The sequence below is a fragment of the Vagococcus coleopterorum genome (assembly GCF_011303955.1).
Taxonomy (GTDB): domain Bacteria; phylum Bacillota; class Bacilli; order Lactobacillales; family Vagococcaceae; genus Vagococcus_D; species Vagococcus_D coleopterorum.
The window spans coordinates 811,672-827,844 of sequence record NZ_CP049886.1 but is presented as its reverse complement, the minus strand read 5'-3'; the positions used below and the strand labels follow the sequence as shown (position 1 = coordinate 827,844).

The 16,173-nt window shown below is 36.5% G+C and carries 16 protein-coding genes; 5 read left to right on the top strand and 11 right to left on the bottom strand.

The features are described from left to right. Positions 1-26: 26 nt before the first annotated feature. From G7081_RS04105 to G7081_RS04085, 5 genes are all read right to left on the bottom strand, one after another. Positions 27-2,408 (bottom strand): DNA internalization-related competence protein ComEC/Rec2, encoded by a 2,382-nt coding sequence (locus G7081_RS04105; RefSeq protein WP_166007658.1) that lies wholly within the window; start codon positions 2,406-2,408, stop codon positions 27-29. Then, a complete protein-coding gene (locus G7081_RS04100) occupies positions 2,389-2,868 on the bottom strand; it encodes a ComE operon protein 2 (protein ID WP_166007656.1) in 480 nt (159 codons plus the stop codon). Before G7081_RS04100 ends, G7081_RS04105 begins: the two co-directional genes overlap by 20 nt. Before the next feature lie 93 nt (positions 2,869-2,961). After that, entirely contained in the window at positions 2,962-3,585 is a 624-nt protein-coding gene (locus tag G7081_RS04095; protein WP_166007654.1) for a helix-hairpin-helix domain-containing protein, read from the bottom strand. A 91-nt stretch (positions 3,586-3,676) separates the two neighbouring features. Further along, positions 3,677-4,264 carry a DNA-directed RNA polymerase subunit delta gene (gene rpoE, locus G7081_RS04090; protein ID WP_166007652.1) on the bottom strand — a complete coding sequence of 196 codons (588 nt, stop codon included), beginning with the start codon at positions 4,262-4,264 and terminating at the stop codon, positions 3,677-3,679. Between the two features lie 98 nt (positions 4,265-4,362). Continuing rightward, entirely contained in the window at positions 4,363-4,809 is a 447-nt protein-coding gene (locus tag G7081_RS04085) for a YwiB family protein (RefSeq protein ID WP_166007650.1), read from the bottom strand. A 173-nt stretch (positions 4,810-4,982) separates the two neighbouring features. On the opposite strand from G7081_RS04085, the gene G7081_RS04080 reads away from it, so the two are divergent. The 4 genes from G7081_RS04080 (at position 4,983) to G7081_RS04065 (ending at position 8,501) form a co-directional block, all read left to right on the top strand. Then, positions 4,983-5,837: a lipoate--protein ligase family protein gene (locus G7081_RS04080; protein ID WP_166007648.1), complete on the top strand. Its 855-nt coding sequence runs from the start codon at positions 4,983-4,985 to the stop codon at positions 5,835-5,837. Position 5,838: 1 nt separating this feature from the next. Continuing rightward, on the top strand, positions 5,839-7,185 hold the full coding sequence (locus G7081_RS04075) for an HD domain-containing protein (RefSeq protein ID WP_166007646.1): 1,347 nt from the start codon (positions 5,839-5,841) through the stop codon (positions 7,183-7,185). Between the two features lie 25 nt (positions 7,186-7,210). After that, a complete protein-coding gene (gene gloA, locus G7081_RS04070; protein WP_166007644.1) occupies positions 7,211-7,585 on the top strand; it encodes a lactoylglutathione lyase in 375 nt (124 codons plus the stop codon). A 94-nt stretch (positions 7,586-7,679) separates the two neighbouring features. Then, entirely contained in the window at positions 7,680-8,501 is an 822-nt protein-coding gene (locus G7081_RS04065; protein ID WP_420824495.1) for an NUDIX domain-containing protein, read from the top strand. Between the two features lie 21 nt (positions 8,502-8,522). On the opposite strand, the gene rlmN is transcribed toward G7081_RS04065, so the two are convergent. Both rlmN and G7081_RS04055 read right to left on the bottom strand, forming a co-directional pair. Continuing rightward, complete coding sequence (rlmN, locus tag G7081_RS04060; protein WP_166008381.1) at positions 8,523-9,602, bottom strand: dual-specificity RNA methyltransferase RlmN; 1,080 nt, start codon at positions 9,600-9,602, stop codon at positions 8,523-8,525. 95 nt (positions 9,603-9,697) lie between these two features. Further along, complete coding sequence (locus tag G7081_RS04055; protein ID WP_166007640.1) at positions 9,698-10,009, bottom strand: YrvL family regulatory protein; 312 nt, start codon at positions 10,007-10,009, stop codon at positions 9,698-9,700. Positions 10,010-10,265: 256 nt separating this feature from the next. Between G7081_RS04055 and G7081_RS04050 the strand changes: the two genes are divergently transcribed. Continuing rightward, positions 10,266-12,383 (top strand): Na+/H+ antiporter, encoded by a 2,118-nt coding sequence (locus tag G7081_RS04050; RefSeq protein WP_166007639.1) that lies wholly within the window; start codon positions 10,266-10,268, stop codon positions 12,381-12,383. A gap of 42 nt (positions 12,384-12,425) precedes the next feature. On the opposite strand, the gene G7081_RS04045 is transcribed toward G7081_RS04050, so the two are convergent. The 4 genes from G7081_RS04045 to G7081_RS04030 all read right to left on the bottom strand — a co-directional run bounded on the left by G7081_RS04045 (position 12,426) and on the right by G7081_RS04030 (position 16,118). Then, positions 12,426-14,840, bottom strand: coding sequence for an FtsK/SpoIIIE family DNA translocase (locus tag G7081_RS04045; protein ID WP_166007637.1), 2,415 nt, complete (start codon positions 14,838-14,840; stop codon positions 12,426-12,428). A 114-nt stretch (positions 14,841-14,954) separates the two neighbouring features. Then, positions 14,955-15,368 carry a DUF1033 family protein gene (locus G7081_RS04040; RefSeq protein WP_238786618.1) on the bottom strand — a complete coding sequence of 138 codons (414 nt, stop codon included), beginning with the start codon at positions 15,366-15,368 and terminating at the stop codon, positions 14,955-14,957. A gap of 50 nt (positions 15,369-15,418) precedes the next feature. Next, positions 15,419-15,751, bottom strand: a complete 333-nt coding sequence (locus G7081_RS04035; protein WP_166007633.1) for a glycine cleavage system H family protein — start codon at positions 15,749-15,751, stop codon at positions 15,419-15,421. A gap of 10 nt (positions 15,752-15,761) precedes the next feature. Next, a complete protein-coding gene (locus G7081_RS04030) occupies positions 15,762-16,118 on the bottom strand; it encodes an arsenate reductase family protein (protein ID WP_166008380.1) in 357 nt (118 codons plus the stop codon). Between the last annotated feature and the right edge of the window lie 55 nt (positions 16,119-16,173).

The window sequence follows — 16,173 nt, the reverse complement described above, 5'->3', positions numbered from 1 at the left end:
TTAAGTGACCTATCTTTAAAGATTTTTTATTCTGATAACATAACCGTTTTTGCTTGCGAAAGTTTTGAACTAAACGGTGTCCATGTGCAATAAATCATACCTTGCTGGTCGGTTCTAAACACTCTGGCGTTGACCTTAGCTAAATTTTCTAACGTTTCTTGATTAGGATGACCAAAATGATTGGCTACCCCACACGATATAATAGCATCCGTTGGTCGCACACGATTTATAAAAAAATCGTTACTCGATGTTTTACTACCATGGTGTCCCGTACTTAAGATATCTGTTTTTAAATCAGCATATCGCCTGACTAGCATCTCTTCCCCCGTTTTCTCTAAATCACCCATTAGTAAAAAGCTTTTATCTTTAATTTTAGTTTTCAACACTAACGAGTTATCATTGTCCCCCTTACCTGCTACAAGCGGTGCTAATGCTGTTAACTGATACTCACTAAAATTCCACTTAGTTCCCGCAAGGACTTCAACTTGGGGGATTTTTTTGTTTTTTAGCGTTTTGGATAGTTCATTAAATAACGATTGATTCTTAGTACCTTCAGGATAAATTAGTTTTTTTATTTTAAATTGTTGGGCAACCATCGGGAGATTTCCAAAATGATCAATATGACCATGTGTAATAAATACTGCATCAATTGAGGCAACCCCTAAACTTTTCAGCACAGGAATTATATCGTAATTAACTTCTGACGATTTTCCACTCCCTTTTTTCCAGCCTTCTATCGCAGGGTTCTTTACTTCTAATTTACCACCTGTGTCCACAATAATCGTGCCTCTATTAAACGGTCTCTTAATAACCAGTCCATCACCTTGCCCCACGTCAACAAATGCCACCATTCCTCTAGGATCACAATATTTAAATCCGCTAATGACAGCTACCATCCCTACTAAGCAGATAACACTAAACCAAAACGAAGGTCGGACTTTACTCAACCATATTATGCTGATCACGATTGCCACCCCCACCACAATTAAAGGTAACTTACCCGTGACAATATGAAAGGAATCCAAATTATTTAATTTAAACAACACTTCTTGTCCTTTAGATAATATGGCATCAAACTCATTTAGCACCGAACCAATTGGCATTACGAGATTTATAATTAATAAGCCTAATAAACTAGGCATTAAAACAAAACTAAAGAATGGCATTAAAATAACAGTTAACAACAACGACCCTATTTGCCATTCGAAAAAATTAAACGCAACAATCGGGACGGATAGAATCGACAAGACCACAGAAAAAACTAACAGTTCCATTCTTTGCGACACTTGTTTCTGAATGATCGGGGCTAAGAAAATAATATAGGCTGTTAAGCCAAAAGATAATTGACCTGCTGCAGTTAATAATAAATATGGGTTAATCACTAAACTAAACAACAAGGCTAATGACCAGGCATCTAGTGGTGATAACGTTAACCTGAATCGTTGAACGCTTTTTAAAATAGCTATATAAAAAACACTTCTCCCAACACTAGTTGAAAAACCTGTCAAACCTAAAAATAAAAGTAAAAAACTAATTTCAAGGCCATAAATATCTTCTGGAAACAACCCTATACTCCGCAGCCCATAGCCTAACAATGCTAAGAAGAAATAGACATGCATGCCTGAAATACTAAAAAAATGAAGAATCCCTAATCGTGATAACTGATTTTGATTTGCTTTAAATTCATGGTCTTTTACCCCAATAAATAAGCTTTTTAAGTAGGATGCTGTCGTTGTCGGATAATTTTTGGTGATATAACGATTAATTTTAGCACGGCAACTCCGAATTATTCCAATTGGAGAAAATGATTTATCTTTGGATTTAGATAGGATTTCATCTACTTTTAACTGGCGATAAACACCTTGTTCAGTGGCATATTTTTTGTAATCAAAAGCTCCTAAATTACGTTTTACTGAAATCGAAGTTAATTCACCTGATACTTTTAAGCACACTCTATCATCGAGGTTTAAAAAATAATCATGTTCTTCTTTAGTTCTTAGCCAGTTATTCACTTTAATTTTTTCACCCGATTCAGTTATCACTGCTCTAAACTTTAAAGACTGACCATCCACCTCCACTGTATCTGGTTGCACAAGGATTAAACAATTTGAAACTACTTCATTCTTCAGCTGTAAGCCTTTAACCGTTTGATTATGTACATAGAAAAAGAAGCATCCAAATGAAAGGAATAAAAAAAGACAACTCGTTATGACTAACCGTTGTCTTGTGAGAATCAATCGTATACCAAATACTGTACTGAGTACGAGTGAATACATATTAACTGAAAGGATTAAAAAACTTAGCAAACTTGCTGTCAGAGCTAAGTAAACCCACATACCGCTTAAACTTGTCAGTTGGGTAATTTGGCTTGTTTCTTTTAAAAATAGTTTAGCTGTTAGTTTCTCCATTAATCAATAATTTTGAAAAGTAATCATCTGTTAGCTCAACCTGAATGACTTCCACACCAGCTTGTTTAATCAATTGCAGCGCATAAGCATCGTTACGATAGTCTTTTAAGTAGTAAATTTTACTAATTCCCGCTTGTAAAATCATCTTAGTGCATGGTAAACATGGAAAATGCGTGACATAAATTTCTGCCCCTTCAGTCGGAACACCAAATTTTGAACATTGTAAAATAGCATTCATTTCCGCATGAATAGTTCTCACACAATGATTATCTACCACATAACAGCCTTCATCAATACAATGACTATCGCCACTAACCGACCCATTATATCCACCTGCAATGATTCGTTTATCACGAACAATCGTCGCCCCTACTTCTAAGCGCGAACACGTACTACGTAAAGATAAAAGTAAACTTTGAGCCATAAAGTATTGCTCCCAAGGAATGCGTTCTGTCATCATAATATTCTCCCTTAATTTCGTCTTGCATCTATTGTATATGTTAGCATCCCTTTTTGGCAATCTGAAACAAGAAACTTTTCAAAACCCTCCTTTCTAAATAGTTAACTTATCCTTTAACCGTTCAACCGTTTTACTACCAATTCCTGATACGTCACTTAAATTTTCAATTGTTTTAAACGAGCCGTGTTCTTCACGGTAGCTGACGATAGCTGCTGCTTTTTTGGCACCGACACCATCCAATTGTTCCAATTCAACCTCAGTTGCTGAGTTAATATTAATTTTTGTGTCTTGTTCACCTGAACTACTTTTAGCAACTTCTCCTTGCACTTCTTCTAATTCAGAAACATCCTCCCCAATTTTTGGAATGTAAAAGACCGTTTGATCTTGTACTATCAACGCTTGGTTAATCTGTCTATCATCAGCTTCTTTACTTAATCCACCAGCTAGTTGAATCAAATCTAACAACCGCATATTTGAGGTTAATCGATAAACTCCAGGATGTTGCACAGCCCCTTTTATATCGGCATAACTTTTTAGCTCTGAACTTACAGTCTCCATCTGTTCTTCCGTGGAAACTATTTCTTCTGTCAATTCGTTGCTAATTAATTGCGGTTGAACAAAAAACATCTTGCATAATAACAGTCCGACAATAACCACTGTTATTCCTAAAATAATCAAACGACCTCTTGTTAAATTGCTACGAATTATTCGCCACATTTCCTCCCTCCTCAACAATAAAAGTTCGCAGTCGCTTAGCTGCACAACAAAAAAAGACCAACATTTTTTGTTGGTCTTTCATCAATACTTTTTATTCTTCATCTTCGTCATCGTCAAAGTCGATATCGTCTTCGTCAACAACTGTTAATTCGTCTTCTAATTTACCAGATAGTTCATCATCGTCATCTGTTGCATCCGCACCAATTTCAGACAAGTCTTTATTGTACTCAGAGATTTCTTCTTCCTCTTCTTCCTCTTCGTACTCATCTTCAGCAGATAAATCTGCATCTTCTGGATCATCATCATTGTAGTCAATTGCATCTTCATCGTTCATATCAAGGAAGGCATTAACTTTTTTACGTTTTTTACGACGTGGTGTATCTTCATCTTCATCGATGTGTGAGACTTCTTCATCGATTGAATCGATTGGATACCATGAACGTAAACCCCAACGGTTTTCGCCAAGTGAAATGAAACTTCCATCTAAGTTTAAGTCAGTATAAAACTGTGCTAAATCTTCACGGATTGTGCTATCAGCTTTACCTAAAAAGTTTTGAATTTTATTTACTAAATCAGAGAAGTCCATAACTTCTTGCTTATTTTGTTCTAAAATCGCATGAGCAACTTCGATCATTGACAATTCTTCTTTATTTACACCTTTAAATGCTTTGATTTCCAAACGGAACACGTCCTTTCGTAATGTACTCTTTATCTTACAATAGTTTGACCCTAAAAAGCAATCAAAAATTGGCTTTATCACTAAACTAGTAACCGTTATTAATTAATTTCTTGATAATCTAATTCTAGGTGGTAATCTCCTAAGAGACCTTGCTCTGCATGCAGTTGATATTTAATCGTTAAACGACCTGAATAATCTTGAGCTTGAGGTTGATGCTCAATGGCTTTAGTTTGTACCTCTAGTGCCATCATGCCATAAGGAGTTTGATAATTCATAACAGTTGAGCCTTCCAAGGTGAAGTTTAATTTTGTCCGTTGTTCTGCACTTCTCGTTAAGTTAACACTACCATCTTGATTAATCTTCATAATCACAGGTACTTTGACAAGTTGCGCTCCTTCAAGTTGATATTCTTCATCGTACAACAAGTAAAGACTGTCACCTTTTTTCACAGCATTTCCTTTCACATCAAAGTGATGCTTTTCAGTTTCTTTATCTTGCTTCATAATTGTTGTTAATTTAATTTGAATGGGTGTTCCATTTTTCATTATTTTCACCTCTTAAGTATTCTCTTTCATCTCTATATCTTACAAGATTTTCTACCCATTATTCAAGTTATAGGTGTTTTTTATTCACTAGAATGGGCACCTGTATCAAAGTAAAGCATTTCTTGAACAAATCCGCTATAATAAAAGAATAAGAAAATAGAAAGGACTACGTCATGACAACTAATATCACACCTAGTCAACTACATCTGGTCTCACAAGATATCACATCAGCATCTAATGTTTTAGCCCCTTTCGCCGTTACTGATCTATTTATCCAAGAAGCTGCTAAAGACAAACATAGTTTTTTACATTTTTGGACAACAATTCCGACAGTTATTCTAGGTATGAAAGATACCCGTACACCTTTTTTAACAGATGGCTTAGGTCTTTTAAAAACTAGGAACTACCAAACAATCGCTCGTAACTCTGGTGGATTAGCTGTCATTTCAGAACCTGGCGTTTTAAACCTTTCATTAGTTTTACCTAATTCTTCTGATGACCCCATCACTGTAACCCAAGGGTATCAACTAATGACTGACTTAATCCAAGCCACATTTAGTCCTTTTACTAAAGAGATTGAAGCCAAAGAAATTAGTGAATCATACTGCCCAGGAGAATTCGATTTAAGTATTCACGATAAGAAATTCGCAGGAATCTCACAACGTCGCATTGGTAATGGTTTAGCTGTCATGATTTATTTAAGTATTAATGGCGATCAAGATGCTCGTGGGCGACTTGTCCAACAATTTTATCACGCTTCTTTAAAAGAAGATTTTGGAACAAATGGTTATCCCTCTGTTGATCCAGACTCCATGGCAAACCTGAATGATTTATTACAGCAAAACTGGTCTGTTTCAGAAGTTCAGACCATGCTGACCAATGCTGCCGAAACCTTATTCAAGGCAACGGCAACCCCTTTATCATTAAGTACGCATCTTGGTAAGCCAGACGTTGCTACTGCTTATGAAAAACATCTAACAAAAATGAAAACACGTAACCAAGATATTTTAAAGAATGGAGCCATTTAAGATGACACCGTATAAAGATCAGTTTTTACCTATCGAAAAAGTTTTCCGTGATCCTGTTCACGGCGATATTTATGTTGAACACCAAGTGATTTTAGATTTAATTAATTCTCGAGAATTTCAAAGGCTGCGTCGCATCAAACAACTAGGAACAACCTCTTTTACATTCCACGGTGGTGAGCATAGTCGTTTCAGCCATTCCCTTGGCGTTTATGAAATAACCCGTAAAATTTGTGATTTGTTTCAACGTAACTATCCTGTTGAGGAAGACCCTATTAACGGTTGGGATGATAATGAACGTTTAGTTGCTTTATGTGCAGCCTTACTGCATGATGTCGGTCATGGCCCCTACTCACACACCTTTGAAGGTATTTTTGGTACGGACCATGAAGAATTTACTGTCGCGATTATCACCTCACCTGAAACTGAAATATTCAGTATTTTAAATAACGTTGAGGCCGGTTTCCCAGAAAAAATTGCTAGTGTCATTCGTAAGGATTACCAAAATCCACAAGTCGTGCAAATGATTTCAAGCCAAATCGATGCCGATCGAATGGATTACTTATTGCGTGATGCTTACTTCACTGGTATTGAATATGGTACTTTTGATTTAACGAGAATTTTACGTGTCATCCGTCCTTACAAAGATGGCATTACTTTTAACGCAAGCGGTATGCACGCTGTTGAAGACTACATCGTGAGTCGTTACCAAATGTATATGCAAGTTTATTTCCATCCCGTTTCTCGTGGCATGGAAATCATCTTAAACCATTTATTAAAGCGTGGTGCTTATCTTCATCAAGAAGATTCAAGTTATTTCCATGATCAAACACCTTTGTTACGTCCCTTCTTTGAAGATAATTATACATTGAATGACTATCTAAAATTAGATGATGGGGTTTTAAATACCTACTTCAATATGTGGTTAGATGATTCTGATCCAATTCTCAATGATTTGGCAAGTCGTTTCCTTAACCGCAAACCATTTAAGTCAGCACGTTTCAATCCAGAAAAAGATCAAGCTTTAGTTGAAGAGTTATCAGAGTTAATTGGCACAGTCGGCTTTGATAAAACCTATTATACTGCGATTAACACGTCTTATGACCTACCTTATGATTTCTATCGTCCTGAAAAAGAAAAAAACCGCACCCAAATTGTCTTGATGGAAAAAGATGGTAGTTTGACCGAGTTATCAACATCGAGTGCTTTAGTTGCATCACTAGCTGGTCAAACTCACGGAGATGACCGCTTATTCTTCCCAAGAGAAATGTTAGAGCAAGAAAGTTTAAGTTTATTCCAAAATGAAGTATCCTTATTCAACAGTCACTTCCATAATGGAAAACTAATTTAACTTAATTTTGAAAGGATGATTTATTATGAAAATGGCACATACCTGTATTCGTGTTCAAAACTTAGAAGCATCATTAGAATTTTACAAAAAAGCATTCAACTTTGAAGAATCTCGTCGTCGAGACTTCCCCGATCATAAATTTACGTTATCATACGTGACACTCCCTGGAGATGATTACGAACTAGAGTTAACGTACAACTACGATTCTGATCCTTATGATTTAGGAAACGGTTATAGCCACATTGCCATTGCCGTCGATAATCTTGAAGAGCTACACGCACAACAAAAAGCTGCCGGACTTGATGTCACTGATTTAAAAGCTTTACCAGGCGTTCCACCATCATACTTCTTCGTAACCGATCCAGATGGTTATAAAATTGAAGTTATTCGTCAAAAATAAAAAAGATTGAACTGATTTTTCAGTTCAACCTTTTTTTATTTTACTTTGAAATCTGTTACAATAGACTTATTGAAATCGGGAAAGGATGAGTTTCGTGTCAGGATCTTTTACTAATAAAGAAGAAGAAAAACATTACTATGAAAACGAAGCAACTGAAGCTGAATTTTTAAGTTGGTACGCTAAACAAGAACAACCTACTTACGATATGCCTTCAGTAACCATTGATAACGTTATTTTTTGTTACAACCGCGAAGAAGATCAGCTAAAACTTTTATTAATTAAACGTAATAGCCACCCTTTCCAAAATTCTTGGGCATTACCTGGTGGGTTTGTTCAGCGTGGTGAATCCACTGCTGATACTTGCTTGCGTGAAACAGCTGAAGAAACAGGTGTTGCGATTAATTTAGATAGCATCGAACAGTTACATACTTTCAGCACCCCTAACCGTGATCCCCGCGGGTGGGTGGTAACCGTTAGTTATTTGGCCTTCATCGGTGAAGACCCTTTAACTGCTGGTGACGATGCCAAAGAAGCAACATGGTTCAATGTTAACCGTGTTAATTCAGAATTTCTATTAGAACATCCCGGTCATGGTGTTATTACTCTGGACCTTAAAGAAAATCGTGGAACAAGTCCTTTAACCTTAGCTTTTGACCATGATCAAATTATTTTAAAAGCACTAACTCATGTTTTAAATACGATGTATCACGAACCTAAGCTATTACAAGTATTAGGGGAAGATTTTTCAGTGGCGGAAGCACGTAAAGTTTTTGCAAAATTCTTAGGCATTGACTTCCGTGATATTGATCACTCTAACTTCAAAAAAGCTTTATTACCTTTTTTAACAGAAGTTGATGAACGTTCAATGGGTATCGGTCGCCCTGCTAAATTTTATAAATTATCTTGTTATAACTAAAAAACTAGTAGCCAATGGCTACTAGTTTTTTACTGTTCGACGTTCTTTTTTCTTAATTTGTTTACTACGTAATTGACCACATGCAGCATCAATATCTGTCCCTTGTTCTTTACGAACAACGTTATTGACACCATATTTGCTTAAAATCTCATGGAATGTTTTCATATCTGCTTTACTACTACGGCTGTATTGGTCATGCTCACTTACTGGATTATAAGGAATTAAGTTAACGTAACATAATTTCTTTTTATTTTTTAACAACTCGCCAAGCTCATGCGCATGTTCTGGACGATCATTCACATTCGAAATCATAATATATTCAAACGTAATTTTACGGTTAGTCTTTTCTAAATAATAATCAACAGCTTCCATTAATTTTTCCACTGGATTACTACGGTTGATACGCATCATTGACGTTCGAACTTCATTGTTAGGTGCGTGCAATGATAAAGCCAAGTTGACTTGAATACCTTCATCAGCAAACTCATACATTTTATGAACTAAGCCACTTGTTGACACCGTCATATGACGAGCACCAATTGCTAACCCATTTTTATCATTAACCGTTCTTAAGAAGTCCATCACGTTATCGTAATTGTCAAACGGTTCCCCAATTCCCATAACAACAATATGACTGACACGATCGCCGTTACCTTGTTGGTCTAGATAGAATTGAACTTGCATAATTTGCGCCACAATTTCACCAGCTGATAAATCACGTTGTTTTGTCAACAGACCACTGGCACAGAATGTACACCCAATATTACAACCAACTTGAGTTGTCACACAAACTGATAAGCCATATTCATGACGCATCAACACGGTTTCAATCATGTTTTTATCTTCTAATTGGAATAAATATTTAATTGTTCCATCTTTTGATTCTTGAACAACCACTTCTGTTAGCGGACTCATATCAAAATTTTCATTTAAAAGATCAATAGTCCCTTTTCCTAAGTTACTCATTTCATCAAATGTGCGAACACGTTTGACGTATAGCCAATCCCAAACTTGAGTTGCTCTAAACTTTTTCTCGCCGTGTTCTTCAAACCAAGCTTTCAACTTGTCTTGAGTCAAACTATATATCGATTGTTTCATTATATGTTCCTCATTTCAGTTTTTCTCTCTTTGAGAGTATAGCCTAAATAACAGCGAAAGGCAATGTTCTAAGATGCTGCTATGATGATGAAAAGGCTTTATTGCCACTCTTTTTCTGTTCGTTCCAAGATAATTTCCAAAAGCGTTCCTAGCATGGAAAAAATAACTATAGCTGATGTCGGTAGCCAAACACTCGTAAACAAATAATCTACGCCTATAAAAATTAATATATCAACAATAAAACCTAAAATTAAATAACCGACAAATGCTGTTTTAAGCGGAATATTAATTGCTCTTGCAAGTCCCTTGCAAATTCCCGTTACTACTGGTTCAAGAACCAATCCAATAATGATTGCTACCATCAAAAATAAAATCAACATGCCTTTAGACGTACTTTCTACCCCTAACAATTTTAAAATCCCCCCATAACAAGAGCCATAACAAACATGATTAGACCTAATAAAAAAACAACACCCATACTCCCCATAACTTTTTCTTTCATAATGACTATCTCCCTTTGGTTATTTAAAGTATTATCTCACAGCCCCTTTTATCTGCCAACTATTGATTTAATGATGTATAACTTTTTTCTAATATATAATTTAACAAGGCAAGATTTTAGTTATCGCACTATTTTTTTTGCTATAATAATTACGAGGTGAGTTTATGACAATATTAATCGCAAGTATTTTAATGGTCTTACTTGTTGTTTTATCCAATATTATTAGTCATTATTTAGTATCAATTCCCACTGCCCTAATTGAAATCGGCGTAGGATTACTAATTGCACTAATATTTAATTTTCAGATTCAGATGGAATCTGATTGGTTTATGCTTTTGTTTGTTGCACCATTGCTATTCAATGATGGTAAACTTTTCCCTAAAAATGAATTGTGGGAATTAAAAGCTCCTATTTTTGCTTATGCTATCTGGTTAGTACTTTTAACAACAGTTGTGGGTGGCTACTTTATCCACTGGTTAATTCCGGCTTTCCCATTACCTTTAGCCATGGCTTTAGTTGCCGTGCTTTCGCCAACAGATCCAGTTGCTGTTCACGGAATTGCTGAACAAATCAAACTCCCAAAGAAAATTTTAAGTCTGATTAGTGGCGAAAGTTTGATTAACGATGCTAGTGGCTTGATCGCTTTTAAATATGCCTTAGCTGCATTTATGACAGGGCAGTTTTCACTAGCACATGCCACAATCGATTTCTTTTATATGGCAATTGCCGGTGTTGTGATCGGTGTTTTATCGATGATGTTAATCCATTTCTTACGGATGCTACTTGTTCAACAAGGTATTCAAGATGCGATATTACATACGACAATCCAGTTGTTAACACCGTTCTTAATTTATATTTTAGCTGATGAAATTGCCCACGCATCTGGTGTTATCGCTGTCGTTTCAGCAGGTTTGATTTCGATTAATCAAGCCCCTATCTTTAGAAGTCAATATTCTGAAGTTAGATTAATCACCAACAAGATGTGGGACATGATGGTTTATTTATTAAATGGTTTGATTTTCGTGCTACTTGGTTTGCAATTACCAGTCGCTATGAAAGAAACGTTAGCGGACCCAACCATTCATAATTCAACCCTGTTAAAATATATTTTAAGCATTTGGTTCTTCCTATTAGTTATCCGTGTGATTTGGTCTTATCTATATATGTGGTTAACTAACCTTAAAAAAGATGAAAAAACGACACGACCTTCATTCAACAAAGCTCTGATGACAGGATTGACAGGTGTCCGTGGAGCGATTAGTATGGCGACAATTATGTCTGTTCCCTATTTCTTGCCAAACGGTGAAAGCTTTAGCCAACGTTCATTAGTTATTACGATTGCCTGTGGAGTTGTTCTTACTAGTTTAATTGTAGCCACTGTAACACTCCCAATTTTAACTAAGAAAAAAATACGCTTACCGCTTGTTGGTAATGAGCCTATGAGTAAATCAGATGATTTTTACGAGTATCATAAAGAAGAGCAAGAAAACAAATTAACCGAACTTGAAGCGCGTCAACTAATGGTGAAAGAAGCTTTAGTCACTTTAAAACGTGAAGCTGCCACAGCTGAACAACCGTTGATTGTGTCAGATTTAATTCATGAATTCGAAGCCCGGCTTCGTCACTTATATCGTGAACATAATGATGACCAAACAAACTTACACTACTCTAAAATCGAGCGAAAAGTGCAAGAAATTGCTGTCAATGGTGAGAATTCAGCCATTCAAGAATTAGTTGAACATGATGAGGTTTCTAAAACACTAGCCAAACAATACACAAAAATTTTACAAATGAAGCGCGTTTCTTTTGAGCCCGGTTTCATCAATTCAATCAAACGTTACTTCTTCGTTTTACGCAAACAAGGAAACTTAGCTTTTTGGCGCATGAAAGCCGCTCAACATGATGAGGAAGCAATACTGGGTGACACCTCTATCCTCATGTTAGAAGAAGCTAGCACCTTAGGAGCTATTACAAGTTTACAAGCTTATAAAAAAACTTTAATACCAGATTCTGAAGCTTATGAATTACATAAGCACATCGCTAACCAAAAGCTGCATGAATATTTACATAAGCTACATCGCTTGCGTCAAGCAAGTGAAATCTCGAAAAAAGATTATCAAAAGCTGGTTCAAGAATTTTATATGAAAGCGATTGATAGCGAGCGCGAAATCGTTCAAGAATTATTCCAAGATGGACGTATCACTTTGTCGATGCTAAACCATTTAAGACAATCACTAAATTACTATGAAAGTTCACTATTACAAACTAGATCAAATCACTAAAAAAGAAGCTGTGAGATTTCTCTCACAGCTTCTTTTATTTTATTAAAATGGTAAGTCGTTTGGTGATTCTTCAACTTGATTCGTTGGTTCTTCAGGGACTGCCGATTTCAAAATCTTACGCCCTTTACTTCCTTCCGAAGGGCCAACGACACCCATATCTTCCATTTGATCAACTAAGCGTGCTGCTCGGTTATAACCAATTCGGAAACGACGTTGTAGTAACGAAGCACTGGCTTTTCCTTCATGGACAACACAGGCCACAGCTTCTTCAAAAAGTTCATCTAAGTCTGAACCATCTCCAGCTGTCCCACCTTCTGGTTCATCGGTTGGCATCATATCTTCACGATAATCGGCTCCTTGTTGATCCGTTACAAACGCAACTAAATCTTCAACTTCTGAATCAGAAATGAAGGCACCTTGGACACGAGTCGGTTTATTTTGCCCCATTGGTAGGAACAACATATCTCCTCGACCTAATAATTTTTCAGCACCATTACTATCAATAATTGTACGAGAGTCTGTCCCACTTGAGACAGCAAAAGCGATTCTCGATGGCACGTTCGCTTTAATAATACCGGTAATAACGTCCACACTTGGGCGTTGCGTTGCAAGAATCATGTGGATACCCGCAGCACGAGCCATTTGCGCTAAACGAATGATCGCATCTTCAACTTCATTACTTGCTACCATCATTAAATCGGCTAACTCATCTACAATGACAACAATGAATGGTAAGATCGGGCGATTACCGCCATCTTTTTCGTTGTGTTTTGCGACCATTTCATTATAACCAGTAATGTTACGGACACCACTTGCCGCAAACATTTCATAACGACTTTCCATCTCACCTACAACCTTATGTAACGCTTGCGCCGCTTTACGCGGATTCGTTACCACTGGTGTTAATAAATGAGGAATGCCATTATAAACATTTAACTCAACCATTTTCGGGTCAATCATCATTAATTTAACTTCATGAGGTTTCGCTCTCATTAAGATACTCGTAATGATTCCATTAATACAGACTGATTTACCACTACCTGTTGAACCAGCAATTAACATGTGAGGCATTTTAGCCAAGTCAGCTGAAACAACAGAACCAGAAATATCTCGGCCTAAAGGAACTTCTAATAAGTTACTTGCACTTTTCGGTTGAGCTTCAATAATATCTCGGAACGATACCATGCTAACTGTATTGTTAGGGACTTCAATTCCAATTAATGATTTACCTGGAATTGGTGCTTCCATTCGAATATCTTTCGCTGCTAAAGCTAAGGCTAAATCATCAGTTAAACTAACAATTTTACTGACTTTAACGCCCACTGCTGGTTGAATTTCATACTTTGTAACAGATGGCCCTAAACTAGCTCGAACCACTTTGGCATCGACACCAAAACTCTTGAAGGTTTGCTCTAAGACACCCACATTGTGTTCGATTGATTTATATTCATCACTTTGATCTGTTAATGGAATTTCATTCAGCAATGTTGAAGGCGGTAAAACATAATCACGATTTTCTGTTTCTTGTGGAATGTCGAAATCTAAATCTACACCATCATCTTCAACTTCATCACTTGTGTCTTCCATGGCAGGTTCATCTGGAACAATACTAAGGGTTGGTTTATCATCATATTGACTTTGATAGGTATCAATTTCAAGCGGGGCTTGCGCGACTTCCTCTTCTGCTAAAGTAGAAAAAGGATAATCTTTACCTTCTGCCAAAATAGCATCTTGTTTCAATTGATTCGCTTCAGTCAATTCACGTTGCGCAATTTCCAACTCTATAGCTTCACGCTCTTTAGCACGCTGCTCATTTTTAATAGCGCGGGCTTCTTGTTTTTCAGCAAAACTATGGTTTAATTTCCCCCATATTCCTTGAACAAGCTCTACAACTTGTGCCCATTTCACATCTAAAGTCATCGCCAAACCAATACCAAAGACAATAACAGAAACGATGTATGCTCCTACTTGGGAAACCAAAAAGTGAATAACCTTGTATAAAACAGCGCCAATTAAGCCGCCGCCAACCGGCTCGCTAATAACATTATTTTTCAAGTCTGATAATAGCAGTTCCCAGGTCATACCAAAAACATTTGGGTTATCAGCAATTCTTGTTCTAAATAATAAAGCGTGCATGAAAACCAGAACACTTAAGAAAAGTAATGTCAGTCCCACTGCAATTTTTTTATTTGGAATAGTTATTTTACGTCCTTTGAACATTATGTAAACACCATAGGCTATTAACAAGATACCTAGAACTGGGTAAGCATTCCCTACGATAATTCTTAATAAGTTTGTAATGGCAGTTCCTAGGAAGCCTAGTTTAAAAATACCGAAGACCCCAATTAGTACAAGAACCACACCAGTGATCACATTCATTAATTGATCTTGTTGTGCTTGTTGTGCAGCTTGCTGTTTCTTCGTTAATTTAGTTTTATTACCTTTTTTCGTTGCCATGTTCAGCCTCCTTAAATTCTTATCTATTATACTACAAATATCAATGCTTCACAAAAGCAAAAAACTATTAGAGCGCCCCGCTTGCGGACTATCCTAATAGTTTCATTGATTGACCTAATCCCGTCGTTTACAACATTTCGTTTTTTGGCGATAATACATGGCTTCTTCAGCTTCTTTACCATCGGCGTTAATCTTTTTACCATCTTTCAAAAGCAATATGCCATGATAGAGTTGCACATCTTCATCACAGTCGTCGCAATATCTTAATTCTTGCGGATCCCAACAAGCAATTAAGAAGTTATCTTTTCCTTTAATTTCCGGTAATTGTGTATGGGTGTTGACCAATGCTTTCTCAAATGCTTTTAAGGCAACTTGAAAGTCATCATAACTATCCTCTGTTAAAATATCATCACGCCAATCCTCAAAAAACCACCACGGCTCATTTTCTCCGTGCATCGTTACCACTTGATACATCGTCATCACCTCACTTATTAATACAATTTTAATCCCTTTTATGAATAACTGCAATTGATACACCTCGACACAAAAAAAGACCACTCAATAGAGTGATCTTTTTATTATAACGCTTGAAACTCTTCAGGAGAAACTTGTTCTAATGTTACTAACCAAGCCTCTGATTCCAGAGGATTATCTAAAATTGACGAGTCGTTTAAAGCAGCTTGATTGACTTCTTTAATCACACCAGCTACGGGACTCAATAATTCTGTCACAGCTTTTTCTGCTTCTAGCTCTGTGATTGTATCTCCTGTTTCGATGACTTGTCCTACTTTAGGAAACATCACAAATGTCACATTACCAAAATCATCTTGCCCTTGGTTTGTTAACCCAATACGATATTGTTGGTTTTTTTCTTCAATCCATAATTGCTTATTACTAATTTTTTTCATCATGTATTGCCACCTACTTAGTCAGTTCTTCATAAGCGGCTTCTTTAAATCCTAAAACAACCGGTTGTCCTGGTTTTTCTAAGATTGGACGCTTAATTAACATACCATCTACTTTTAATCGATCTGCTGCTTCCTCATGACTAAAATCGTTCACGATATCTTTCAACCCTTGTTCGCGGTAACGAACACCACTTGTGTTAAAGAAACGGCGAACTGGTAAATCAGTGATCGCCATCCAGCCCATAAGTTGCTCTTTAGTGGGTGGTGTTTCTACCATATCAATTGTGTTATATGAAATACCGTGTTCATCTAACCAGACTTTTGCACGTTTACATGTTGAACATTTAGGATACCAATAAAAATTATACATTTGTTTTCCCCATTTCATCTTTATTTCTAGTTCATTATAGCATAGAGAACCTTGC